The organism is Rahnella sp. GSA61A, assembly GCF_019969905.1.
In the GTDB taxonomy this organism is placed as follows: domain Bacteria; phylum Pseudomonadota; class Gammaproteobacteria; order Enterobacterales; family Enterobacteriaceae; genus Rahnella; species Rahnella aceris.
The window spans coordinates 62,897-80,861 of sequence record NZ_JAHXYO010000004.1 but is presented as its reverse complement, the minus strand read 5'-3'; the positions used below and the strand labels follow the sequence as shown (position 1 = coordinate 80,861).

The following is a 17,965-nucleotide window of genomic DNA, read 5'->3' as shown; positions in this document are numbered from 1 at the left end:
AATGAGTAATATACCACTCATACACTAATGGGAGCCCATATGGAATTTTTAACGTTACAAGCTTTCCTCAATAATACCTGGGTTGATATTGCTAACATCACTTTTCCCGGCAGTGAGCAGAATAACTATCGTCTGACCGAACTGAATTATCATTCGGATTACGCTATTGATAACCTTGATCGTGACGATAACCATGCCGCATCGTTGAATCACCCCGTCTCTTTGTTTTTTGATGGTGACGATGAGCGGGGTTGGCTGAAGTTTCTTGATGATATTATTCCCAGCGGTTCAAGTCGCCGCTATTGGGCAAACTATCTCGATCTCGAAGGACTGACAGCCGATCAGCAAAATTTCATTTTGCTCAAACATGGCACCTTGTCCCCTGTTGGCAATCTGCGCATAAAAGAATCATTACCGGAATATAATCCGCTGGCTGAAAAACTTTTCTTCACTATAGAAGATGTTAAAAACCGGGCGGGTGACTTTCTGGACTACGCACAACAACGCGGTGCGGCTGCCGGTGGCGCGACAGGCGCCGGGGGCGAAGCACCAAAGCTGTTGCTGCGTTGTAGTCAGGAACAGCAAATCTGGATTGATACCTACCAGAATGACACTGCCAACCGGGACATTCCCTATTTGGTCAAATATCCCCGTGGCGCAAGAACAGAGGTAGACTGCAATATTCTTCGGGCAGAATTCTATTTCTACCATGAGCTTGAAGCCATGGGGTTTGACACGATCCCGACGCAAAACATGCGGCTGGAAGAAGGGCTGACTTATCCGTCACTCTGGCTTCCGCGTTTTGATATTTCTTTTGAAGAGGAAGGACTTATCAGACGTTTCGGAATGGAATCAGTCTATTCACTCCTGCGCAAAGCGCCCGGTGTGACGCTGTATCATGAAGAAACCCTCCGTGCACTGATCGATAAGATTTCACACAGTCATATGGTGACAGAACAAGGTTTTGATTTTGATATCCCGGGGTTTGTGACTGAATGGGTACGACGAGATCTGCTCAATATTATTTTTGGTAACAGCGATAATCATGGGCGTAACACCTCTTTCCTGAAAGATGAACGCAGCATCCGGCTTGCACCAATCTACGATTTTGCGCCGATGAAAGCCGATCCGGAAGGTATTGCCAGAACGACGAAATGGAAGGCTCCGTTGGAAATCGGCGGTGAATACGATTATCCCGGCATTGCACAATCACTCGATGATCTTGTCCCGGCAGAAACATTACTTTCGGCACTTAAAAACACGTCACATCAACTGTCGGGACTGAAAGAGCGGCTGGAAGCCCGTGGCATACCGCAGCAAATTTTGAACATGCCCGCGATAAGTTTCAGTTTTATTCCTGAAAAGTTACGCCGCTGGGGGTTGTTATGAAAGAACCAGAGATTGCCGCAAACTCTGCGAGAAATACCATTGATAAAATACGGGCTAAACAAAATGAGGCGAATCATGTGCGGCGTGACGCCGGACAAATGCTGGCTCAGGAAGAAACATCTTCCACGGGAAAAAAACAAGCCCAGCGAAGAGTGTCGAACCTGACGAAACCCGTCAGCACCAATGACCGAAATCAAGCCCGGCTCGACATCATGCGGGCGTTACTTTTGGGTGAAATCACGCAGGGACAAGCACTAAAAGCACTGAGGATTACGGTGCTGGGGTTAAAACAAGACGCCTTTGGGAAATTAGTGACAGTGTCACGTAAGACGCTATCAGAAGTGGAAAATGATAAGGGAAATTACACGCCTGACATCATCAACAAACTGTTTAGACCATTTGGCCTGAAAGTCGGGCTGGTGCCGGTTTCTCAGCAGATATTCAGGACTCTCTTTGAGCGCAGTGAGTAAGATGTAAAAAAAAGCCGCTCCTTTTACAGAGCGGCTTTGTCATGTTCCGCGTTGCCGCTTCTATCCTTTCGTCGCTACTTTCAGCAAAATTACGCCTGAAAAAATCAGCAGGACGGCGATGACCCGCAGCGGATTAAGGCTTTCGCCAAACATCACAACACCGAGAATGAAAGCGCCGATGGCGCCGATGCCTACCCAGACGGTGTAAGACGTGCCGAGGGGCAGCGTTTTCATGGAAATCGCCAGCAAAACAACGCTGAGTATCATGAAGAAGACCGTAAGCATACTGGGAATGAGACGGGTGAAACCGTGAGATTCTTTCATCGCGGTCGACCAGACCACTTCGAAAATACCGGCGAAAAGCAGATAAACCCAGGCCATAAAATGTCCTTAAAACACGCAAGGTCGTCCCTGCATCAGTATGGCTGAGTCTCTGGTCGTCCAGTCAGCATGAAGAGTGGGGATTATAGTTCACTCTTTCCTGACTTTACAAAATCTACGCCTCGGGCAAAAAAGAATCTTTTTCAGTGTGCAGGGTAATAATGGCCGGACGGAAAAGTTTCCCCTTCTGTTCGATTTCAAAGCTGCGGAAGTGACGGCTCTCACCCACTTCAGATCCCGGCATCAGCGCCGCACCGACCAGACCGTCGCGGAACATCTCGATCACCATCCGGGGTTCGGACACTTTCATGATCACATTCACGTCTTTCACTTCTTCATACAGTCGGTTGAGCAGCACTTCATACGTCCCCTCGCCGCCCATGCGGTGCAGCATCACCAGCGGGAAACCGGAGAGATCAGCGAAAGAAAGCGTGCGTTCCGGCAGCGTGTTCGCCAGTTCGCCGGACACCACCGCGACCAGTTTTATCGGCTCGAATTCACGCACGTAGAAAGAACGCACGTCGGCGGGCGTCTGGATCATCGCCATATCCAGCGTTTTGTTCATCACCAGCTCTTCCAGACTGGTCGATTCGGACACTAAAATGTTCGGATCCCAGTCCGGGTTTTTGCGGTACAGCTCGAGAAAAACGGTGTTGAAATAGCGCAGATAAAGGTAAGAAACGCCGATACGCACCGGGCGTTTTTTTTGCGAGGCGATATCGATGGCTTGTCTGGTGACGCTGTTAACCTGATTGAGTATGTCGCTGGTTTTGCGATACAGAAAGCGTCCGGCTTCAGTGAGTACCATTTGTTTGCTGGTGCGGATAAACAGCGGCGAACCGATTTCTTCTTCCAGCTCATGCAGGCGTTTTCCGAGCGGAGGCTGTGCGATATTCAGCACTTTCGCCGCTTTGCTGATCGAGCCCTGCTCAGCGATAGTACAGAAATAGCGCATTCTTTTGAGATCCATCTTTCTTTCCCTTCCTGTCAGTCTGGCCGCGTGACGCCCAGTATACAAAAAGCCACTTCACGGGGAAGTGGCTTGTGCGGACATCCGTCAGTGGATAAACAGGCTCCAGTAGTGGGAAATGGGCATGACCAGAATTAACGCCGGTAATAAATTTCCTACTGCGATAGATTTAATTCCGCTGATGCGAAAACCGGCCGCCAGCATAATAAAACCGCCTGCTGCGGTGAAATCACCCATCATTTCAGCATTGGTCAGCGGCAAAATAGACACCGCTGCCGAGGCGATAAGAAACTGCACAATCCACTGCGGAATAAAAATCAGTGCAACGGCATAACCCAGCACCGTAGCAAAAATCGCAGCTGTGAATAAATCCATGATGGCTTTTACGAACAGGATGTTCGGATCATGCGTCATGCCTTCGGTCATCGCCCCGATAATCCCGGTGCCACTGGCGCAAAACAGCACAATAATCGCCACGAATTTCTCGGTAAAAACGTTATGGTCCATGCCGGTATCCGGCGCAAATTTCGAAGCGATACCGCGTGCCATATTCCCAAGACGGGCAATATAGCGTTCGAGATAAAACAGTTCTCCGATAGCCGCACCGAGGATCACCGATAAAATCACTACCGGCATGCTGTGCATTTTCACCAGCAGTACGACGCCAAGCGCCATCGAGCACAAACCGAAGGTCTGGGGCAGCGAGGTTCGCAAGCGCTCTGGCATTTTTACGCCAAGAAAGCCCCCTAACAGGCCGCCAAGAATAATGGCACCGCTGTTAACAATAGGTCCAATTAACATGTTAACTCCACAAATTTGAGGTATTTCGCTCTGTGCTGTTTATCGGTCTTCGCCCCAGCGCTTAATATTGCCAACATCCAGGTCAAATAAATCCAGAGCACGTGCCACGCTGTGGTGAATAATATCATCCACGCTTTCAGGTTTATGGTACAGGGCGGGAACCGGCGGGAAAATAATCCCGCCCATTTCCGTCACCGCCTGCATATTTTTCAGATGCGACAGATTCAGCGGCGTTTCTCTGACCATTAATACTAACCTGCGCCGCTCTTTTAATACGACATCTGCGGCGCGTGTCAGTAAGTTACTGGTGAGTCCGTGAGCAACAGACCCCAGAGTGTTCATCGAACACGGCGCGATAATCATCCCGATGGTTTTAAAAGAACCACTGGATACCGACGCCCCGAGATTATTAATGGAATGCACGTCATCGGCCAGCCGGATCACATCCTGCCGCCCGATATCGGTTTCGAGACTACGTGTCACTTCGGCACCTTTACTGATAATCAGGTGCACGTCGATATCGATATCGCGCAATATTTCCAGTGCCTTCATTCCATACTGAAATCCCGAAGCCCCGCTGATGCCGACAATTATCCGCCTTCTCTTCATTTCACCTCTCCGCCCTTCATACTTCGCACTGCAATGCGAAGTATGAAGGGCACATAATATTAATATTTAAAATCAGGCAGGAATTTCTTCACATCGACGTCTTTAAATTTGGAACGTTCGAAATGGGCTTTCAGATGAAACGGCACTGTGCAGTCGAAAATAGTTTTGCATGACATACCTTCCTGCAAAATACCTGGGCTGTAGGCTGGATGTTGCGAAGGATCCAGCGGATGGCAGCGCACACCCGGAATAGTGACGGTATCCACGTCGCCCTGATAGCGGGTTTGCATCGCCCACAGGATGTCATCGGTATCGAAAATATCCACATCTTCATCCACCAGAATCACGTGTTTCAGCTCGGAAAAGGCTGCAAACGCCAGCAGCGCGGCTTGTCTCTGACGGCCTTCATCCACCGGTGAGGATTTTTTAAATTGCAGCACCGCCAGTAATTTACCGCCGCCGGAGGTGTGCGCATGCACATTCAGCACACGTCCCGGCATGGCGCGGTCGATCATATCCAGAATACTGGCTTCGGTCGGAATACCGGCCATGCTGACGTGTTCACCGCTCGGGCCAAGCGTGGTTTGCAGGATAGGATTGCGGCGATGCGTCACCGCTTTCACCTTAATCACCGGCAGCGCAGCTTTGGCTTCACCGGTATAGCCCGGGAATTCAGGCATCGCTTTGCCGGTGTTGGTGTTCTGATCTTCACGGACACGCACGTCCGGCAGCAGTTCGCCTTCAATCACGATTTCGGCGTGGGCAATGGCTTTTTCGTCGATGGAAACACAGTGCGTCAGTTCCACCGCTTTCCCGCGCAATGCACCGGCAATGCTCAGTTCGTTGAAGCCCAGCGGCGTGGTTGGTGGCTCGAAGCAGGCGGCAATCTCAATCGCCGGATCAACGCCGATGCTGATGGAAATCGGCAGCGGTTTACCCGCACGCTCGGCTTTTTCGCGGAAAGCATCAATATGGCGACCCGGGGTCAGCCACATCGACAGTTCGTCGCGGCTCTGAATGCACAGGCGGTGAATGGTAATGTCGGATTCTTTGGTTTCAGGATCAGAGGCATAGCACATGCCCATGGTGAAATACGGACCGGCATCTTCTTCGGTATTGGTCGGTGCAGGCAGCAAGGTGCGCAGGTCAAAATTCGGATCATCCGCCAGGTGCGTCACTTCCTGACAGGGTGCCGTGCCGCGATCCACAACCACGGGCGCGATGGCGTTTTTCACCGAATCTTTCAGCAGGAAACCGAGTTTTTCCGGCGCACAGTTCAGCAGATAGCCCACACGTTCGCGGGTAGACATCAGACCGGTGACCACACGCACCCCCGGAAAACCTTTGATGGTGTTAAACATCATCGCCGGGCCTTTACGGGTCGGACGTTCACAGGTTCCCCCGGCACCGACATAGCGGTACACGCCGGAGAGTTCCGCATGCGGATCCACTTCCACATCGGTACTGACCATTTCGCCTGGCAGGCTTTCTAAAAATGCAATCGCAGACCTGAGGTCGTGCACGTTATTATTTTGAGGGTGGCTTTCTTTCTTAGACATATTTTTATCCAGGTAAATAAATATTCCACATAATGAGAAAATTATTTTCATCGCCGGATTGAATATATATTTACTGCCGAAGATCAAAAAGTACCGTTTAAATTCACGCGCTAAACCTTTTTGGTTTACATCAAAAAAAATAATAATTATTTAACACTAATGAATACATCACAATAACTTAATGACGAAACATTACGTTATTTCCACCACGGCATTCATACCCTGACGGAAATTAAAAATCAGGAATTTAAACAGGTACAGAAAACTGAAAACAGGCACCGTGTTTCGGTTGTTCAATCAGCCGGATATCGCTGCCGTGGAGTTGCAGAATACGGCGCACGATCATCAGCCCCAGCCCGCCCGCACGATGTTTATTGGTACTGAGGATTGACGGACGCACAAACAGGCTGTCTTTCAGCTCCGGCGCAATGCCTGGTCCGCTGTCTTTCAGTTGTACCATCACCTGCCCTTCCTGTTTCCACAGTTTTATTTCGATTACGCCGCCTTCCGGTGTAAAACGAATCGCATTATCCAGCAGATTAGTCAGCACCCGTTCAATCATGCCTAAATCGGCATTCACCAGCGGAATACCCGGCGTGATATCCGCCAGTAATTTTTGCCCGCGCGTTTCAGTCGCCAGTTCAAATTTCTGGAAAACATCCTGCACCAGTTCACTCAGCGAGAAAGGTTCTTTCTGCGGTTTCACCACGCCATATTCCAGCCGTGCCAGTTCAAATAATTCCTGCGCCAGCCGCCCGACTTTTTTACTTTGCGTCAGGGCAATATTCAGATAACGCTGCCGGTCTTCGTTGGTCAGATGTTCAGCTTTCACCGACAACGTTTCCAGATAGCCATGCAGGGAGGTCAGCGGCGTGCGCAGGTCATGAGAAATATTGGCGATAAATTCCCGCCGCTGCTGATCCTGCACCATCAGACTTTGCCATTGCTGGTCGATACGTTTTGCCAGCGCGACAAACGCCTGTTGTAACTGCGTGACTTCATCGCGGGCGGCACCGGCCGGAGTATCCGTTTTCGCCAGCGCCTGAATTGCGTCCATGCCGCCGGAATCGAGTTGTGCAATCTGCCCCGTGAGTTTACGCACCGGGCGCGTCACCCAACGGAACGCCAGCGCACCCGCCAGCAGGCCAAACAGCGCCACCAGCCCCATAGACCGCAGCGCCAGAGAAATCGCCGACTGATACTGCGCGTCGCTGGTCAGTGCGGTGTATTCATCGCCGAGAAGCACGATATACACATAGCCTTTGGTCACACCGTCTACCTGCAACGGCGCGGCGCTGAATACCTGAGGGGTTTGCGGGTCACGCGGATTGTCGCCATATACCGGCATTTTCGCGCCGTGCAGCAGCGCATTCACCGGTGCTAAATCGATTTTCTGCTGTTGCAAGCGTCCCGGAGGCGCCGCATTGCCGACGATATTGCCGTCTTTGTCGAGCAGATACACCTCAACGCTCGGATTCACCGCCATCAGCTGATCAAACAGCGTATGGACCGCTTTGGGATCCCAGTCGCCCTGACTGAGCAGCGGATTATTCGCCGCGATCTGCGTCGCCAGATTGGCCGACAGACGCTGGATCACCGACTGGCTGTACTGGTTGCTGGAACGCACCTGCATATAGCCGGAAAGCGCGCAGCAGGCGATCAGCAGCACCATAAACACCAGAGTCAGTCTTTGCGCCAGCGTGAGATTTTTCATGATTTACCCTTGTGACGCCTCAGAAGAGGACACGAATTTATAGCCTTTTCCCCACACGGTCAGAATCCGTTCCGGCTCGGCCGGATTGGTTTCTATCTTGATGCGCAGCCGGTTGATATGGGTGTTCACCGTATGTTCATACCCTTCGTGTTCATAGCCCCAGACCTGATTTAACAGGCTGAGTCGCGAGAATACTTTGCCGGGATTTTTGGCAAAGAAATACAACAGGTCAAACTCGCGGGGCGTCAGCTCGACAGACTGATGATTGAGCATCACGTCACGCGCAATCGGGTCGATCACCAGCCCGGAAAAGCTCAGCGTTCCGGCATCCATTTTCAGATTACGGCTCATCGCTTCCTGCCGCCGGAACAGCGCCTTGACCCGCGCCACCAGTTCCAGCATAGAGAACGGTTTCGCCAGATAATCGTCCGCGCCCAGTTCCAGCCCGAGCACGCGATGTACTTCGCTGGAACGCGCGCTGATAATAATGATCGGCGTATACCGCGTCATATTGCGCGCACGGCGGCAGATTTCCAGACCATCGACGCCCGGCAGCATCAGATCGAGGATCAGCGCGTCCCAGCCGCCCTTCTCCAGATGTGCCACCCCCAGATTGCCGTCGGCGGCGTGGGTAATCTCATAACCTTCATCACGCAGATGCAGGCTGAGCAGTTCTGCGATATCCCCGTCATCTTCAACGATCAGGATCTTCTTCGTCTTATCCATGTGTTATCCCAAAACGTGGCGTTTCCTAATGGTTTGAGTCTACACAAGCAACCGTCTGCGAGTTATCACATTTTATTTAACTTTGCGTGAGGTCTCGGGGAACAAATCCGCTCAATACTCGCTACATCACAGGGCGGACAGCCGGACTTCATTATGACAATACACACGGAATTACCTCATCAGACAAAATCCAAACCGGCCACGGTGCACCCTTTGTGGCTGCGGCTGACCCACTGGCTGAATGCGCTGGCGGTGCTGATTATGGTGGCCAGCGGCTGGCAGATTTATAACGCATCACCCCTGTTTGATTTTGATTTCCCGCCAGCGGTGACACTGGGTGGCTGGCTCGGCGGCGGTATTCAGTGGCATTTCGCCGGTATGTGGCTGTTCGGTTTTAACGGCCTGTTTTATCTGCTGATGAACATTTTTACCGGCCGGATGAAACAGAAATTCTGGCCGCTGACGCCACGCGGCATCTTCAATGATTTGCGGGCTGCCCTGCGTGGCAAGCTGAAACACGACGATTTACGGCACTACAACATGGTGCAACGTGCGGCGTATGTGTTCGTGATGTTCGACGGCATCGTGCTGGTGCTTTCCGGGCTGGTGGTGTGGAAATCGGTGCAATTCCCGCTGCTGCGCGAACTGATGGGCGGCTTTGATACCGCGCGTTATGTGCATTTTCTGGCGATGGCTTCACTGGTGGGATTTGTGGTGTTGCATATCGTGATGGTGGCGCTGGTGCCGAAAACCCTGATTGCCATGATCCGCGGGCGTTAAGGAAGACATGATGAAAAACATCGTTAAAAGAACCCTCAGCCAGATTTTCAGTCCTTCCGACAGCGAAGCGATTTTACAGGAAGCGAAAAAACAGATTATCCGCGAACTGGATGCGCCCTCCCGCCGCCTGTTTTTACAACGCGGACTGACACTCGGCGGCGTGGCGATGCTGACCGGTTGCGATATCAGCGATAACGCCAGCGTGGAAAATGCGCTGGGCAAAATCTCCGGTTTCAATGACCGCGTGCAGGGCTGGCTGTTCGGTTCAACACGCCTCGCGCCGGTGTATGCCGAATCGATGATCACCCGTCCGTTTCCGTTTAACGCTTTTTACGCCGAAGACGACGCGCCACAAGTCGACGGCAACGCTTACCGCCTGAAAATCGCCGGTCTGGCACTGGATAAACGCGAATGGTCACTGCCGACGCTGTACAAAATGGCGCAGGTCAGTCAGGTGACGCGACACATTTGTGTCGAAGGCTGGAGCGCGATTGGTAAATGGGGCGGCGTGCCGTTCGGCGATTTTCTGCGCCTGATCGGGGCAGATCTCACGGCGGAATATGTCAGTTTTAAATGCGCCGACGCGTATTACACCAGTATCGATATGGCGACGGCACTGCATCCGCAAACCCTGCTGGCGCTGACCTATGACGGCCAGATTTTGCCGCGACAATACGGCTTCCCGATGAAGCTGAGGATGCCGACCAAACTCGGCTACAAGAATCCGAAACACATCGAAGTGATTGAAATTACCAATAAATTTACCGGTGGCTACTGGGAAGATCAGGGCTACAACTGGTTCGGCGGAAGCTGAACACTCTCCACAACACCCTTTGTACATCAAACCTATAGAGAAGGATTTACCATGAAAAAGTTAACCATAATGATGATGTCTGCTTGCCTGATGATGGGCGCAGTGAGCACCACCTATGCCGCTGACGCAATGGCGAAGAAAGACACCATGGGCCATATGTCAAAAGACTGCATGAAAAAAGACAGCATGAGCAAAGACACTATGGCGAAAGACAGTATGGGCAAAGACTGCATGTCGAAAGATCACATGAAGAAAGACAGCATGTCGAAAGATTCCATGTCCAAAGACGCGATGAAAAAAGAGTCCTCGGGCCAGTAAGCGCCACTAAACCCGGCCATATAGCGAAAACGCCTCCGTCTGTTCAGCGGAGGCGTTTTACTTTCTGTTAAGAGCCAATACCACGCCCCCTTAACACTTAACTATTTTGTGGCACTGGACGCCAGGCGAATCTGAATATCATTGTCGAGATTATTCACCCAATGGTTGTAACTGCGGTGAATCTCGCCTTTCCCGGCCAGCAGATTGGTGCTGCCGACATAATTAATGGTGTAGCCGCGGGTGTCATAGGTAATACGGATATCTGCTTTGTGTTCACGGTTATTCAGATGACCGTTAATCACGCCCGGTGCGCCATCCGTCATTATCCAGCCACGTTTTTGCCCTGCGTCGATAATAGCGGTTCTGATCTGACTTTCTGAATTATGGGTTGCCAGCGTGGTATGCGGCGTCGTTACCGGCTCGGTACGCGCGCAGCCAGAAAGCGCCATGACACAGACAAGGCCGATAAGTAACTTACTTGTAGATTTCATGTGAACCTTTTGGATTTAAAATTTGGGATAAGAGCTTGAAAAATCAACACAATATACGCCATTTCCCGAAAGGTGTCATGAAACACGCCGGTTGAGTTTCGTTTTCGCTTTGCGTAGTATATAAAACATATATGATTCGTATACTACCGAGGCAAGCCCATGGGTATCATTAAGATTTCAGAACTGATGCACGAGAATTTGCGTATTGCCAGCATGGCTTATACGCGTTCGATGAACGCACAGGCCGAGCACTGGATGAAGATTGGCATGCTGATGGAAACCCATCCTGATATGACGCACAGCCAGATTTCGCAATTGCTGGTGCAGTGCAGCATGGAATCTGAAGAAAACACCGGAAGTATCCGCACGCTGTTAAACGTGGGTGGCACACACAGGAAGGCAAGCAATGAATAATGGTTTAGACAGCAGGTATTTCGTCAACAATAACCGCATGGTCAAAACGCCGGAAGGCATCGATAAAGCCCGTATCGCCGGTAAACTGGCGGCGCGCGTGTTGCATATGATCACGCCGTACGTAGTGCCAGGCGTTACGACCAACGAACTGGACCGCATCTGCCACGATTTTATCGTCAACGAATTGCAGGCGATACCGGCCAATATCGGTTATCACGGCTATCAGAAAACCACCTGCACCTCCGTCAACCACGTGATTTGTCACGGCATTCCTTCCGATAAGGCGCTAAAAAAAGGCGACATTGTTAACATCGACGTGGCGCTGATCAAAGACGGCTGGTACGGCGATACCAGCCGTATGTATTACGCCGGTGAACCCGGCATTATGGCGCGGCGTCTGGTGGATACCACCTATGAAGCAATGATGGCCGGTATTGCAGTGGTACGTCCCGGCGCAACGCTCGGCGACGTCGGCCATGCGATTGCCACTGTCGCGAAACGCGAAGGGTTTTCCATTGTGGAAGAGTATTGCGGCCACGGCATCGGCATGGGTTATCACGAAGATCCGCAGGTGCTGCATTATGGCGAGCAAGGTCACGGGCTGGTATTGCAGGAAGGCATGTTATTTACCATCGAACCGATGCTCAATACCGGTAAAAAACAAAACAAAGTCCTGCCCGATGGCTGGACCGTGGTGACTAAAGATCATTCGTTGTCCGCACAATGGGAACATATGATTGCGGTGACGAAAGATGGTTATGAAATACTGACCCCGTGGCCGGAAGATAAGTGACAATACTGGGACAGTAAAGCCTCCATCCGGAGGCTTTTTGCTTTCTGAGGTACGGCTAACTGCGCTCGATTTCTTTTGTCGCCCGGTCTAACGCATCGGTGATTTTATACAGTGTCTCCTGTCCGATGGGGCCTTTCGCCAGCCGCAGGTTAAGCGCCATGCGGATATTGTTTATCGCGCGCTGCATTTCAGGAATGCTGCGATTGTTGGATAAAATCGCCAGCGAATGCAGTTTTTCCGTCACTGAGCCGAGCAGCTCTCCCTGTTCAGCCAGCGATTGCGAACCTTCCGGTGTAATCGCATATTGCTTCTTACCGCCCTCTTCCTGGCTGGCCGAAATCAACCCCTGTTCTTCTAAAAAGGTCAGGTTCGGATAAATGATACTGGCGCTCGGCGTGTATTCACCTTTGGATAATTCTTCGATGGCCTTGATCAGTTCATAACCGTGGGCGGGACGCCGCTGCAAAAAATGCAGCATCAGCAGGCGGATATCCCCCGTTTCGAACATTCTTTCGCGGCGGTGTTTATGATTCATCATCGTTATTTATTATGCCAATAGGCCACACAACGCACCAGGTTCGCATCCAATCCACGGGTTTCCACGAAATAATCATTCAGCCCTTTGGCGAATTTCCCTTCACCGGTGACCCAGATGTAGTAATCGCTTTCCGGCAGCGGCAGGCTTTTCAGTTTTTTAACCGCCGCGTCATCTTCCTGATAACCGTTGTGCTCATCGCTGACAATCCATTCGATGTTGAAGTCTTGTTCATCATCTAAATAGCTGATGCAACTCACGTCTTTCACTTTCACCAGCACGGTGATTTTGGCGTCAGACGCCGCCTGTTTCAGCTCACGCAGACGGCGTTTCACCGCCGGAAGACCGGTTTCATCGCAGACATACAACTGCCATTTATAGGTGGTCGGGATGATCAGTGAACCACGTGGCCCGCCGATGATCAGTTTATCGCCCGGCTTCGCATCAGCCGCCCATTCGCTGGCGACACCCCCGTCGTGAATATAGAAATCCAGCGTCAGTTCGTTGGTCTGTGCATCGTAATGCAGCGGCGTGTATTCGCGGTTCAGCGGACGCGGCCCTTCGCCCCACACAATCCCTTCTTCGGTGGCGGTGGGTGGTGTAATGACATCCCCCGGATTCGCCGGGAAAAACAGTTTGATGTGGTCATCGAAGCCGCGTGACGTAAACCCGCTCAGCTCGTCGCCGTTTAATACAATGCGTTTAAAACAGCCGGAAATCGTTTCACTGCTTTTTACCGTGATATGACGGAAAACCAGTTCATTTTTGACACGAACCGGCAGATTTGCGGCAGGGGTTTCAGTTCGATGTTGTGCCATCACGTTCTCTCTTTTGCGATAAGGTTTGCTGAAAGATATATCTTAGTCATGTTTTCCGCAATCCCGGAAAGTGTAAGGAAAAACAAAAAAGCCATCGCGGTGGATGGCTTCGGATTGCAGTGGCAGGAGGAAGAATGGCTAGCGCACGGCGCCGTACAGGAACATCTCGACGGCGTTTTTCACCAGTTGCTTGATCTCGATGACGTCCAGTGGTGCAGGGTCGCTCTGGTACAAACGCATATTGGTTTGCGCCGTCACCAGCGCCAGAAACTGGCGCGCGCGCAAATCGGCATCGGCATTGCCGAGTTGCCCTTTTTGCATCGCCAGCGCTAAAAATGCCGCCAGTGATTCGATGGCTTCACCCGGACCGGCATCGTGAAACAACATACCGATGTCAGAACGCCCGGCTTCGGCAATCACCATCCGGTATACCGCCAGCGCGGTACCGTCGTTGGTCAGCACCAGCAACATTCTTTCACCAAAACGGGTCAGCACCGTTTCCAGCGGCAGATCAGGCAAGGGGGCGGAAAGCCCGTCAACGGCATCGGAAAGATGCCCGGTGGCGTAGGCTTTAACCACCGCCACCAGCAGCGATTCTTTGGAGGGAAAGTAATTGTAAAGTGTGGCTTTTGATCCGCCAAGCCGCCGGGCAAGCTCATTCATCGAAGCACGCTCGTAGCCGCACTCCTGAAATAATTCCGCCGCGGCATCCACAATCGCATCCCTTCTGGCCTCGGTACGTACTTTCATTTTCACTCCTTAACTGTACGGTACAGTTTCTATTTATACCCACTCTAACCATGCCTTTCCGGCTTGTAAAGCCGCGCCCCCTGGCCCGTTTCGAAAGACGAATTGCAAAGATTTCGTTAAGAACTACATTTTTTTTATCATTTTGTTGATAACAATTATCAGTATCATTATCATTCTCACGAAGCCGAAATGGGTGCGGATGTTAAATAAACCCATATTTTATAAGGATAATGGCCTTTTCACGGAAGAATTGCATGCAGATGACCAGCGCGTCTGATTTGTCGAAAGGCAGTAAATGCGAGCAGAACTTAAAAAAATTAGTCCAGGACTTATAACAAATGTTCAAATCCTTTACACAGCAGGGTTTGGTGAAAAACGTCATTTTCATGGGGACGATTCTCACCACCACCTTTAACGTAAATGCAGCGGAAGCCGTTAAAGACAATACCGATCTCACAGCAAGCAATACGCAATCTTCTGAAGCCATCAAAAAAAAACCGGCGGTGCGTACCGCGCAGGATCTGGCGCAGAACAATGAAGAAGTCATGACTGTCACCGAAACGATGCCGGATAAAAAACCAGGCTCGAAAACCACCATCACGGCGGCAGAAATGCAGCGAAAAGGCGGTAATGATTTCGGCACTATCATGCGTTATGAGCCGCTGATCACCGCGACCGGCGCGAGTGGCGGCTCCGGCAACGGCAAAAGCGGCTTCGACCGCAGCGGTTATACCGGCTATAACATCCGTGGCCTGGAAAGCAACCGCGTCGGTATTGACGTCGACGGTATTCCGCAGCCAAACGCTACCGGGCGCAGCTACGTCAGCCGTGCGGGCCTGAATACCTTTGGTATTGGCCGCGATTACATCGACCCGTATATTTACGGTCAGGTGGATATTGAATCCGGCGCCACATCAGCCGATCGCGCCAACACCTCCATCGGCGGTGCCGTTTCCTTCCTGCCAAAATCTGCCGACGATTACCTGCGTCCGGGCAAGGAAGTCTATTTCGGTTACCAGTCTGATTATGATTCTTCGGATCGTTCCTGGCACAACGGCATCACCGCTGCCGCCGGTGACGAAACCCTGCGGGGCCTGATCGCCATCAGCCGCCGCGACGGCCAGGAAACCAGCAACAACAGCGATACGCTCGATGCGTATCCGGCCAACTGGCACTCTGACGCCATTATGACGTCGGTCATCTGGCAGCCGAATGATGCGCATAAAATCACCGGCACCCTCGATTACTACGAGAAAGTGAACCACACCCATTACGATACCTGGAACAATGCTGGCAGCGCGATTCTGGGTACCGCACAACAGCAAAGTAACACCCGCCGCTGGGGCGCGAGCCTGAAAGATGAATGGACGCCATTCAACGATTACGTGGATGCCATCGTCTCGAAAGTGTATTACCAGTACACTCAGGCACACGACAACACCTATCTGCCAAACGAAAGTAAGCAGATGATGAACGTCTACTCAAACTATGACGTGAACACTTACGGCGCGGAGACCAGCTGGCTAAAAACGCTGGGTCGCCATGAGCTGAGTGCCGGTATCAACGGCCGCGTGTCCAACACTGAACGTCCATTCCGCGAAAGCCCGGATCAAAGTGCTTTCACGACTATCATGCAGCCGGAAGCTAACAGCCGGACGTATATCCTCGGCGGCTTCCTGCAAGACACCATCAAGTTTGACCTCGACGGCCATAACTTCTCTGTGGTGCCTGCGGTGCGTGTCGCGTATCAGAATACCAAGGCAGAAAACCTGTCAGACTTGTCCAACAGCATTGTTTCTGAAGATCAGGTTTCCACCCTGTACGGTAAAGCCAACTCCGATACACAGGCCCTGCCATCACTGGCCTTCACCTATGACATCACCCCTAAGCTGATGACTTACCTGCAGTACCAGCGCGGTGCCCAGTTCCCGGATGCCAGCCAGCTTTACGGCTCCTGGAACCTCGGTTCTAACTATGCAGGACGTGGTCAGTACGCGCTGATCGGTAACACTAATCTGAAAACCGAAACCAGCAATAACTTTGAATGGGGCATGAAAGGCGAAGCCACGGAAGGCGTGACCTTCAAGACTTCTCTCTTCTATAACACCTACAAAAACTTCATTGCTAACACCCGTTACACCCGCGCGGGCAGCCCGGGTATGTTCACCAATGTGCCCTCCAATATTTATACGATTTATCAGGCAGAAAACCGCGATGAAGCCTTTATCTACGGTGGCGACCTGAGTACCAAAATTAACTACGGTACCTGGTTCAGCAGCGTTGATGGCCTGAGCACCACCTTCGCACTGGGTTATGCCAAGGGTGAATCGAAATCCAGCTACGATGGCGACAAATATGTTGACCTCGACAGCGTGCCGCCAATGAAGTTTGTGGCTGGCGTGGCATGGGATGCGCCATCCGGCATCTACGGCACCGCCCTGACCGCCACCTTCGTGAAAGGTAAAAAAGCCGAAGCGACCAGCCGCCAGAGCTACACCAATGCCGGGACGCCAATCACGGGTTCCACCACCGAATACATGAATGTGCCGGGCTACGGTATGGTGGATGCAACGGCCTACTGGAAAGTCGCGAAGAACGTGAAACTCAGCGGTGGCGTTTATAACATCACCGACCGCAAATACTGGGATTATCTGAGCAGCCGCACCCTGACCGAAACCACCAATCAGGATGAGTACAACAAAGCGCTGGCTGTGATGCCGGGTCGCAGCTTCCAGTTGGGCGTGAACGTCGATTTCTAACCGATAACGCCCGAACGGACAACATCATAGGCGTCATGTGCAAACATGACGCCTTTTTTACGCCTTGTGACCTTCTCCTCAAAACTAAACCCACCTGTACATTTTCTTGACATGGGAATTTTATTACCCCATAAATGAACCGTACCGTACGGTTTTGAAATAAACCGAAACCGACGTCCCGCGACGATTCTTAAAAAGGTAGGAAAAATGTCTGCATCCGTTCACGGCTATTCTCTGGCGGCTTTGATTTCTTTGGGTTTTCTCACCGGGTGCGCGAGTACCCAGCCTGTGCCCTACACCGGGGTCACCTCTTCTCCACAAATGAAACCTGATACCCAGGACGATTCAGGCCATATCGCATACAGCTACAACACCCCGACGGACTGGAATAAATACAGCCGCGCGATCCTCGATCCGGTGGTGATTTATCAGGGCAAGGATGCCCAGTTTGATGACGTCACGGCGGAGCAAAAACAGCAACTGGCGGCGTACATGCAGCAGCAGTTCGGCAAAAGTGTCGGCGGGCGTTTCCCGCTGACCAACGCTATTACCCCAGGCACCTTACGTATCCGGCTGACGCTCACCGGCGCGCAAACCACCACCGCGTTTCTGGGCACGTTCACCCGCTTTGATCTGATGGGCGGGCCGTACAACATCGTGCAGTCAGTGCGCGGCAAACAGGGTTCATTCACCGGCTCCGTGAGTTATGCGGTGGAAATTTATGACGCCCCCTCCAATCAGTTGCTGAAGGCTTATATCGCGAAGCAATACCCGAACTCGCTGAACATTGGCGCGACCTGGGGTGCGCTGAGTGCGGCCGAAACCGGGCTGGATAAAGGCGCGGAACAGTTGCAGGCACAACTGAAATAAGTGA

At 51.8% G+C, this 17,965-nt stretch carries 20 protein-coding genes; 9 read left to right on the top strand and 11 right to left on the bottom strand.

What is annotated here, in order from left to right; translation table 11 throughout:
- Nucleotides 1-39 precede the first annotated feature (39 nt).
- Together LC431_RS06820 and LC431_RS06815 are read left to right on the top strand one after the other, a co-directional pair.
- Nucleotides 40-1,389 carry a type II toxin-antitoxin system HipA family toxin gene (locus tag LC431_RS06820; protein WP_013578107.1) on the top strand — a complete coding sequence of 450 codons (1,350 nt, stop codon included), beginning with the start codon at nt 40-42 and terminating at the stop codon, nt 1,387-1,389.
- Nucleotides 1,386-1,859 carry a helix-turn-helix transcriptional regulator gene (locus tag LC431_RS06815; protein ID WP_013578106.1) on the top strand — a complete coding sequence of 158 codons (474 nt, stop codon included), beginning with the start codon at nt 1,386-1,388 and terminating at the stop codon, nt 1,857-1,859. The genes LC431_RS06820 and LC431_RS06815 overlap by 4 nt, the downstream gene beginning before the upstream one ends.
- A gap of 60 nt (nt 1,860-1,919) precedes the next feature.
- On the opposite strand, the gene LC431_RS06810 is transcribed toward LC431_RS06815, so the two are convergent.
- The 7 genes from LC431_RS06810 to LC431_RS06780 all read right to left on the bottom strand — a co-directional run bounded on the left by LC431_RS06810 (nt 1,920) and on the right by LC431_RS06780 (nt 8,619).
- On the bottom strand, nt 1,920-2,240 hold the full coding sequence (locus tag LC431_RS06810; protein WP_013578105.1) for a multidrug efflux SMR transporter: 321 nt from the start codon (nt 2,238-2,240) through the stop codon (nt 1,920-1,922).
- Nucleotides 2,241-2,355: 115 nt separating this feature from the next.
- The gene (locus tag LC431_RS06805; RefSeq protein WP_013578104.1) at nt 2,356-3,210 is read right to left on the bottom strand and encodes a LysR family transcriptional regulator; all 855 of its coding nucleotides are present in this window, start codon (nt 3,208-3,210) and stop codon (nt 2,356-2,358) included.
- An 87-nt stretch (nt 3,211-3,297) separates the two neighbouring features.
- Nucleotides 3,298-4,011 carry a DUF554 domain-containing protein gene (locus LC431_RS06800; protein ID WP_112151437.1) on the bottom strand — a complete coding sequence of 238 codons (714 nt, stop codon included), beginning with the start codon at nt 4,009-4,011 and terminating at the stop codon, nt 3,298-3,300.
- 39 nt (nt 4,012-4,050) lie between these two features.
- Nucleotides 4,051-4,620 (bottom strand): UbiX family flavin prenyltransferase, encoded by a 570-nt coding sequence (locus tag LC431_RS06795; RefSeq protein ID WP_121019887.1) that lies wholly within the window; start codon nt 4,618-4,620, stop codon nt 4,051-4,053.
- 59 nt (nt 4,621-4,679) lie between these two features.
- Nucleotides 4,680-6,179 carry a UbiD family decarboxylase gene (locus LC431_RS06790; RefSeq protein WP_112197156.1) on the bottom strand — a complete coding sequence of 500 codons (1,500 nt, stop codon included), beginning with the start codon at nt 6,177-6,179 and terminating at the stop codon, nt 4,680-4,682.
- A gap of 247 nt (nt 6,180-6,426) precedes the next feature.
- Entirely contained in the window at nt 6,427-7,893 is a 1,467-nt protein-coding gene (locus LC431_RS06785) for a HAMP domain-containing sensor histidine kinase (RefSeq protein WP_119262331.1), read from the bottom strand.
- A gap of 3 nt (nt 7,894-7,896) precedes the next feature.
- A complete protein-coding gene (locus tag LC431_RS06780; RefSeq protein ID WP_013578101.1) occupies nt 7,897-8,619 on the bottom strand; it encodes a response regulator transcription factor in 723 nt (240 codons plus the stop codon).
- 153 nt (nt 8,620-8,772) lie between these two features.
- Here LC431_RS06780 and LC431_RS06775 point away from each other — a divergent pair, with 153 nt between their 5' ends.
- The 3 genes from LC431_RS06775 to LC431_RS06765 are packed head-to-tail and all read left to right on the top strand — an operon-like array spanning nt 8,773 to nt 10,531.
- Nucleotides 8,773-9,399: a cytochrome b/b6 domain-containing protein gene (locus LC431_RS06775; protein ID WP_223509532.1), complete on the top strand. Its 627-nt coding sequence runs from the start codon at nt 8,773-8,775 to the stop codon at nt 9,397-9,399.
- Nucleotides 9,400-9,409: 10 nt separating this feature from the next.
- Complete coding sequence (locus tag LC431_RS06770) at nt 9,410-10,213, top strand: molybdopterin-dependent oxidoreductase (protein WP_013578099.1); 804 nt, start codon at nt 9,410-9,412, stop codon at nt 10,211-10,213.
- Nucleotides 10,214-10,264: 51 nt separating this feature from the next.
- Nucleotides 10,265-10,531 (top strand): pentapeptide MXKDX repeat protein, encoded by a 267-nt coding sequence (locus LC431_RS06765; RefSeq protein ID WP_013578098.1) that lies wholly within the window; start codon nt 10,265-10,267, stop codon nt 10,529-10,531.
- Nucleotides 10,532-10,632: 101 nt separating this feature from the next.
- On the opposite strand, the gene LC431_RS06760 is transcribed toward LC431_RS06765, so the two are convergent.
- Nucleotides 10,633-11,022: a hypothetical protein gene (locus LC431_RS06760; protein ID WP_013578097.1), complete on the bottom strand. Its 390-nt coding sequence runs from the start codon at nt 11,020-11,022 to the stop codon at nt 10,633-10,635.
- A gap of 159 nt (nt 11,023-11,181) precedes the next feature.
- On the opposite strand from LC431_RS06760, the gene LC431_RS06755 reads away from it, so the two are divergent.
- The gene (locus LC431_RS06755) at nt 11,182-11,436 is read left to right on the top strand and encodes a ParD-like family protein (RefSeq protein ID WP_013578096.1); all 255 of its coding nucleotides are present in this window, start codon (nt 11,182-11,184) and stop codon (nt 11,434-11,436) included.
- A complete protein-coding gene (map, locus tag LC431_RS06750) occupies nt 11,429-12,229 on the top strand; it encodes a type I methionyl aminopeptidase (protein WP_223509530.1) in 801 nt (266 codons plus the stop codon). Before LC431_RS06755 ends, map begins: the two co-directional genes overlap by 8 nt.
- 55 nt (nt 12,230-12,284) lie before the next feature.
- On the opposite strand, the gene LC431_RS06745 is transcribed toward map, so the two are convergent.
- The 3 genes from LC431_RS06745 to LC431_RS06735 form a co-directional block, all read right to left on the bottom strand.
- On the bottom strand, nt 12,285-12,767 hold the full coding sequence (locus tag LC431_RS06745) for a PadR family transcriptional regulator (protein WP_223509528.1): 483 nt from the start codon (nt 12,765-12,767) through the stop codon (nt 12,285-12,287).
- Nucleotides 12,768-12,769: 2 nt separating this feature from the next.
- Nucleotides 12,770-13,582, bottom strand: coding sequence for a siderophore-interacting protein (locus LC431_RS06740; RefSeq protein WP_131637434.1), 813 nt, complete (start codon nt 13,580-13,582; stop codon nt 12,770-12,772).
- 138 nt (nt 13,583-13,720) lie between these two features.
- On the bottom strand, nt 13,721-14,332 hold the full coding sequence (locus LC431_RS06735; RefSeq protein WP_013578092.1) for a TetR/AcrR family transcriptional regulator: 612 nt from the start codon (nt 14,330-14,332) through the stop codon (nt 13,721-13,723).
- A gap of 386 nt (nt 14,333-14,718) precedes the next feature.
- Between LC431_RS06735 and LC431_RS06730 the strand changes: the two genes are divergently transcribed.
- Both LC431_RS06730 and LC431_RS06725 read left to right on the top strand, forming a co-directional pair.
- The gene (locus LC431_RS06730) at nt 14,719-17,091 is read left to right on the top strand and encodes a TonB-dependent receptor domain-containing protein (protein ID WP_370461751.1); all 2,373 of its coding nucleotides are present in this window, start codon (nt 14,719-14,721) and stop codon (nt 17,089-17,091) included.
- Nucleotides 17,092-17,298: 207 nt separating this feature from the next.
- Nucleotides 17,299-17,961: a DUF3313 domain-containing protein gene (locus LC431_RS06725; RefSeq protein WP_013578090.1), complete on the top strand. Its 663-nt coding sequence runs from the start codon at nt 17,299-17,301 to the stop codon at nt 17,959-17,961.
- Nucleotides 17,962-17,965 lie beyond the last annotated feature (4 nt).

Bases quoted from the DNA above. Each gene is read 5' to 3' on its own strand.
- LC431_RS06775 (WP_223509532.1), top strand. From the start codon at position 8,773: ATGACAATACACACGGAATTACCTCATCAGACAAAATCCAAACCGGCC.
- LC431_RS06780 (WP_013578101.1), bottom strand. From the start codon at position 8,619: ATGGATAAGACGAAGAAGATCCTGATCGTTGAAGATGACGGGGATATC.
- LC431_RS06735 (WP_013578092.1), bottom strand. From the start codon at position 14,332: ATGAAAGTACGTACCGAGGCCAGAAGGGATGCGATTGTGGATGCCGCG.
- LC431_RS06800 (WP_112151437.1), bottom strand. From the start codon at position 4,011: ATGTTAATTGGACCTATTGTTAACAGCGGTGCCATTATTCTTGGCGGC.
- LC431_RS06760 (WP_013578097.1), bottom strand. From the start codon at position 11,022: ATGAAATCTACAAGTAAGTTACTTATCGGCCTTGTCTGTGTCATGGCG.
- LC431_RS06745 (WP_223509528.1), bottom strand. From the start codon at position 12,767: ATGATGAATCATAAACACCGCCGCGAAAGAATGTTCGAAACGGGGGAT.
- LC431_RS06740 (WP_131637434.1), bottom strand. From the start codon at position 13,582: ATGGCACAACATCGAACTGAAACCCCTGCCGCAAATCTGCCGGTTCGT.
- LC431_RS06815 (WP_013578106.1), top strand. From the start codon at position 1,386: ATGAAAGAACCAGAGATTGCCGCAAACTCTGCGAGAAATACCATTGAT.
- LC431_RS06755 (WP_013578096.1), top strand. From the start codon at position 11,182: ATGGGTATCATTAAGATTTCAGAACTGATGCACGAGAATTTGCGTATT.
- map (WP_223509530.1), top strand. From the start codon at position 11,429: ATGAATAATGGTTTAGACAGCAGGTATTTCGTCAACAATAACCGCATG.
- LC431_RS06785 (WP_119262331.1), bottom strand. From the start codon at position 7,893: ATGAAAAATCTCACGCTGGCGCAAAGACTGACTCTGGTGTTTATGGTG.
- LC431_RS06725 (WP_013578090.1), top strand. From the start codon at position 17,299: ATGTCTGCATCCGTTCACGGCTATTCTCTGGCGGCTTTGATTTCTTTG.
- LC431_RS06770 (WP_013578099.1), top strand. From the start codon at position 9,410: ATGAAAAACATCGTTAAAAGAACCCTCAGCCAGATTTTCAGTCCTTCC.
- LC431_RS06810 (WP_013578105.1), bottom strand. From the start codon at position 2,240: ATGGCCTGGGTTTATCTGCTTTTCGCCGGTATTTTCGAAGTGGTCTGG.
- LC431_RS06805 (WP_013578104.1), bottom strand. From the start codon at position 3,210: ATGGATCTCAAAAGAATGCGCTATTTCTGTACTATCGCTGAGCAGGGC.
- LC431_RS06765 (WP_013578098.1), top strand. From the start codon at position 10,265: ATGAAAAAGTTAACCATAATGATGATGTCTGCTTGCCTGATGATGGGC.
- LC431_RS06730 (WP_370461751.1), top strand. From the start codon at position 14,719: ATGGGGACGATTCTCACCACCACCTTTAACGTAAATGCAGCGGAAGCC.
- LC431_RS06820 (WP_013578107.1), top strand. From the start codon at position 40: ATGGAATTTTTAACGTTACAAGCTTTCCTCAATAATACCTGGGTTGAT.
- LC431_RS06790 (WP_112197156.1), bottom strand. From the start codon at position 6,179: ATGTCTAAGAAAGAAAGCCACCCTCAAAATAATAACGTGCACGACCTC.
- LC431_RS06795 (WP_121019887.1), bottom strand. From the start codon at position 4,620: ATGAAGAGAAGGCGGATAATTGTCGGCATCAGCGGGGCTTCGGGATTT.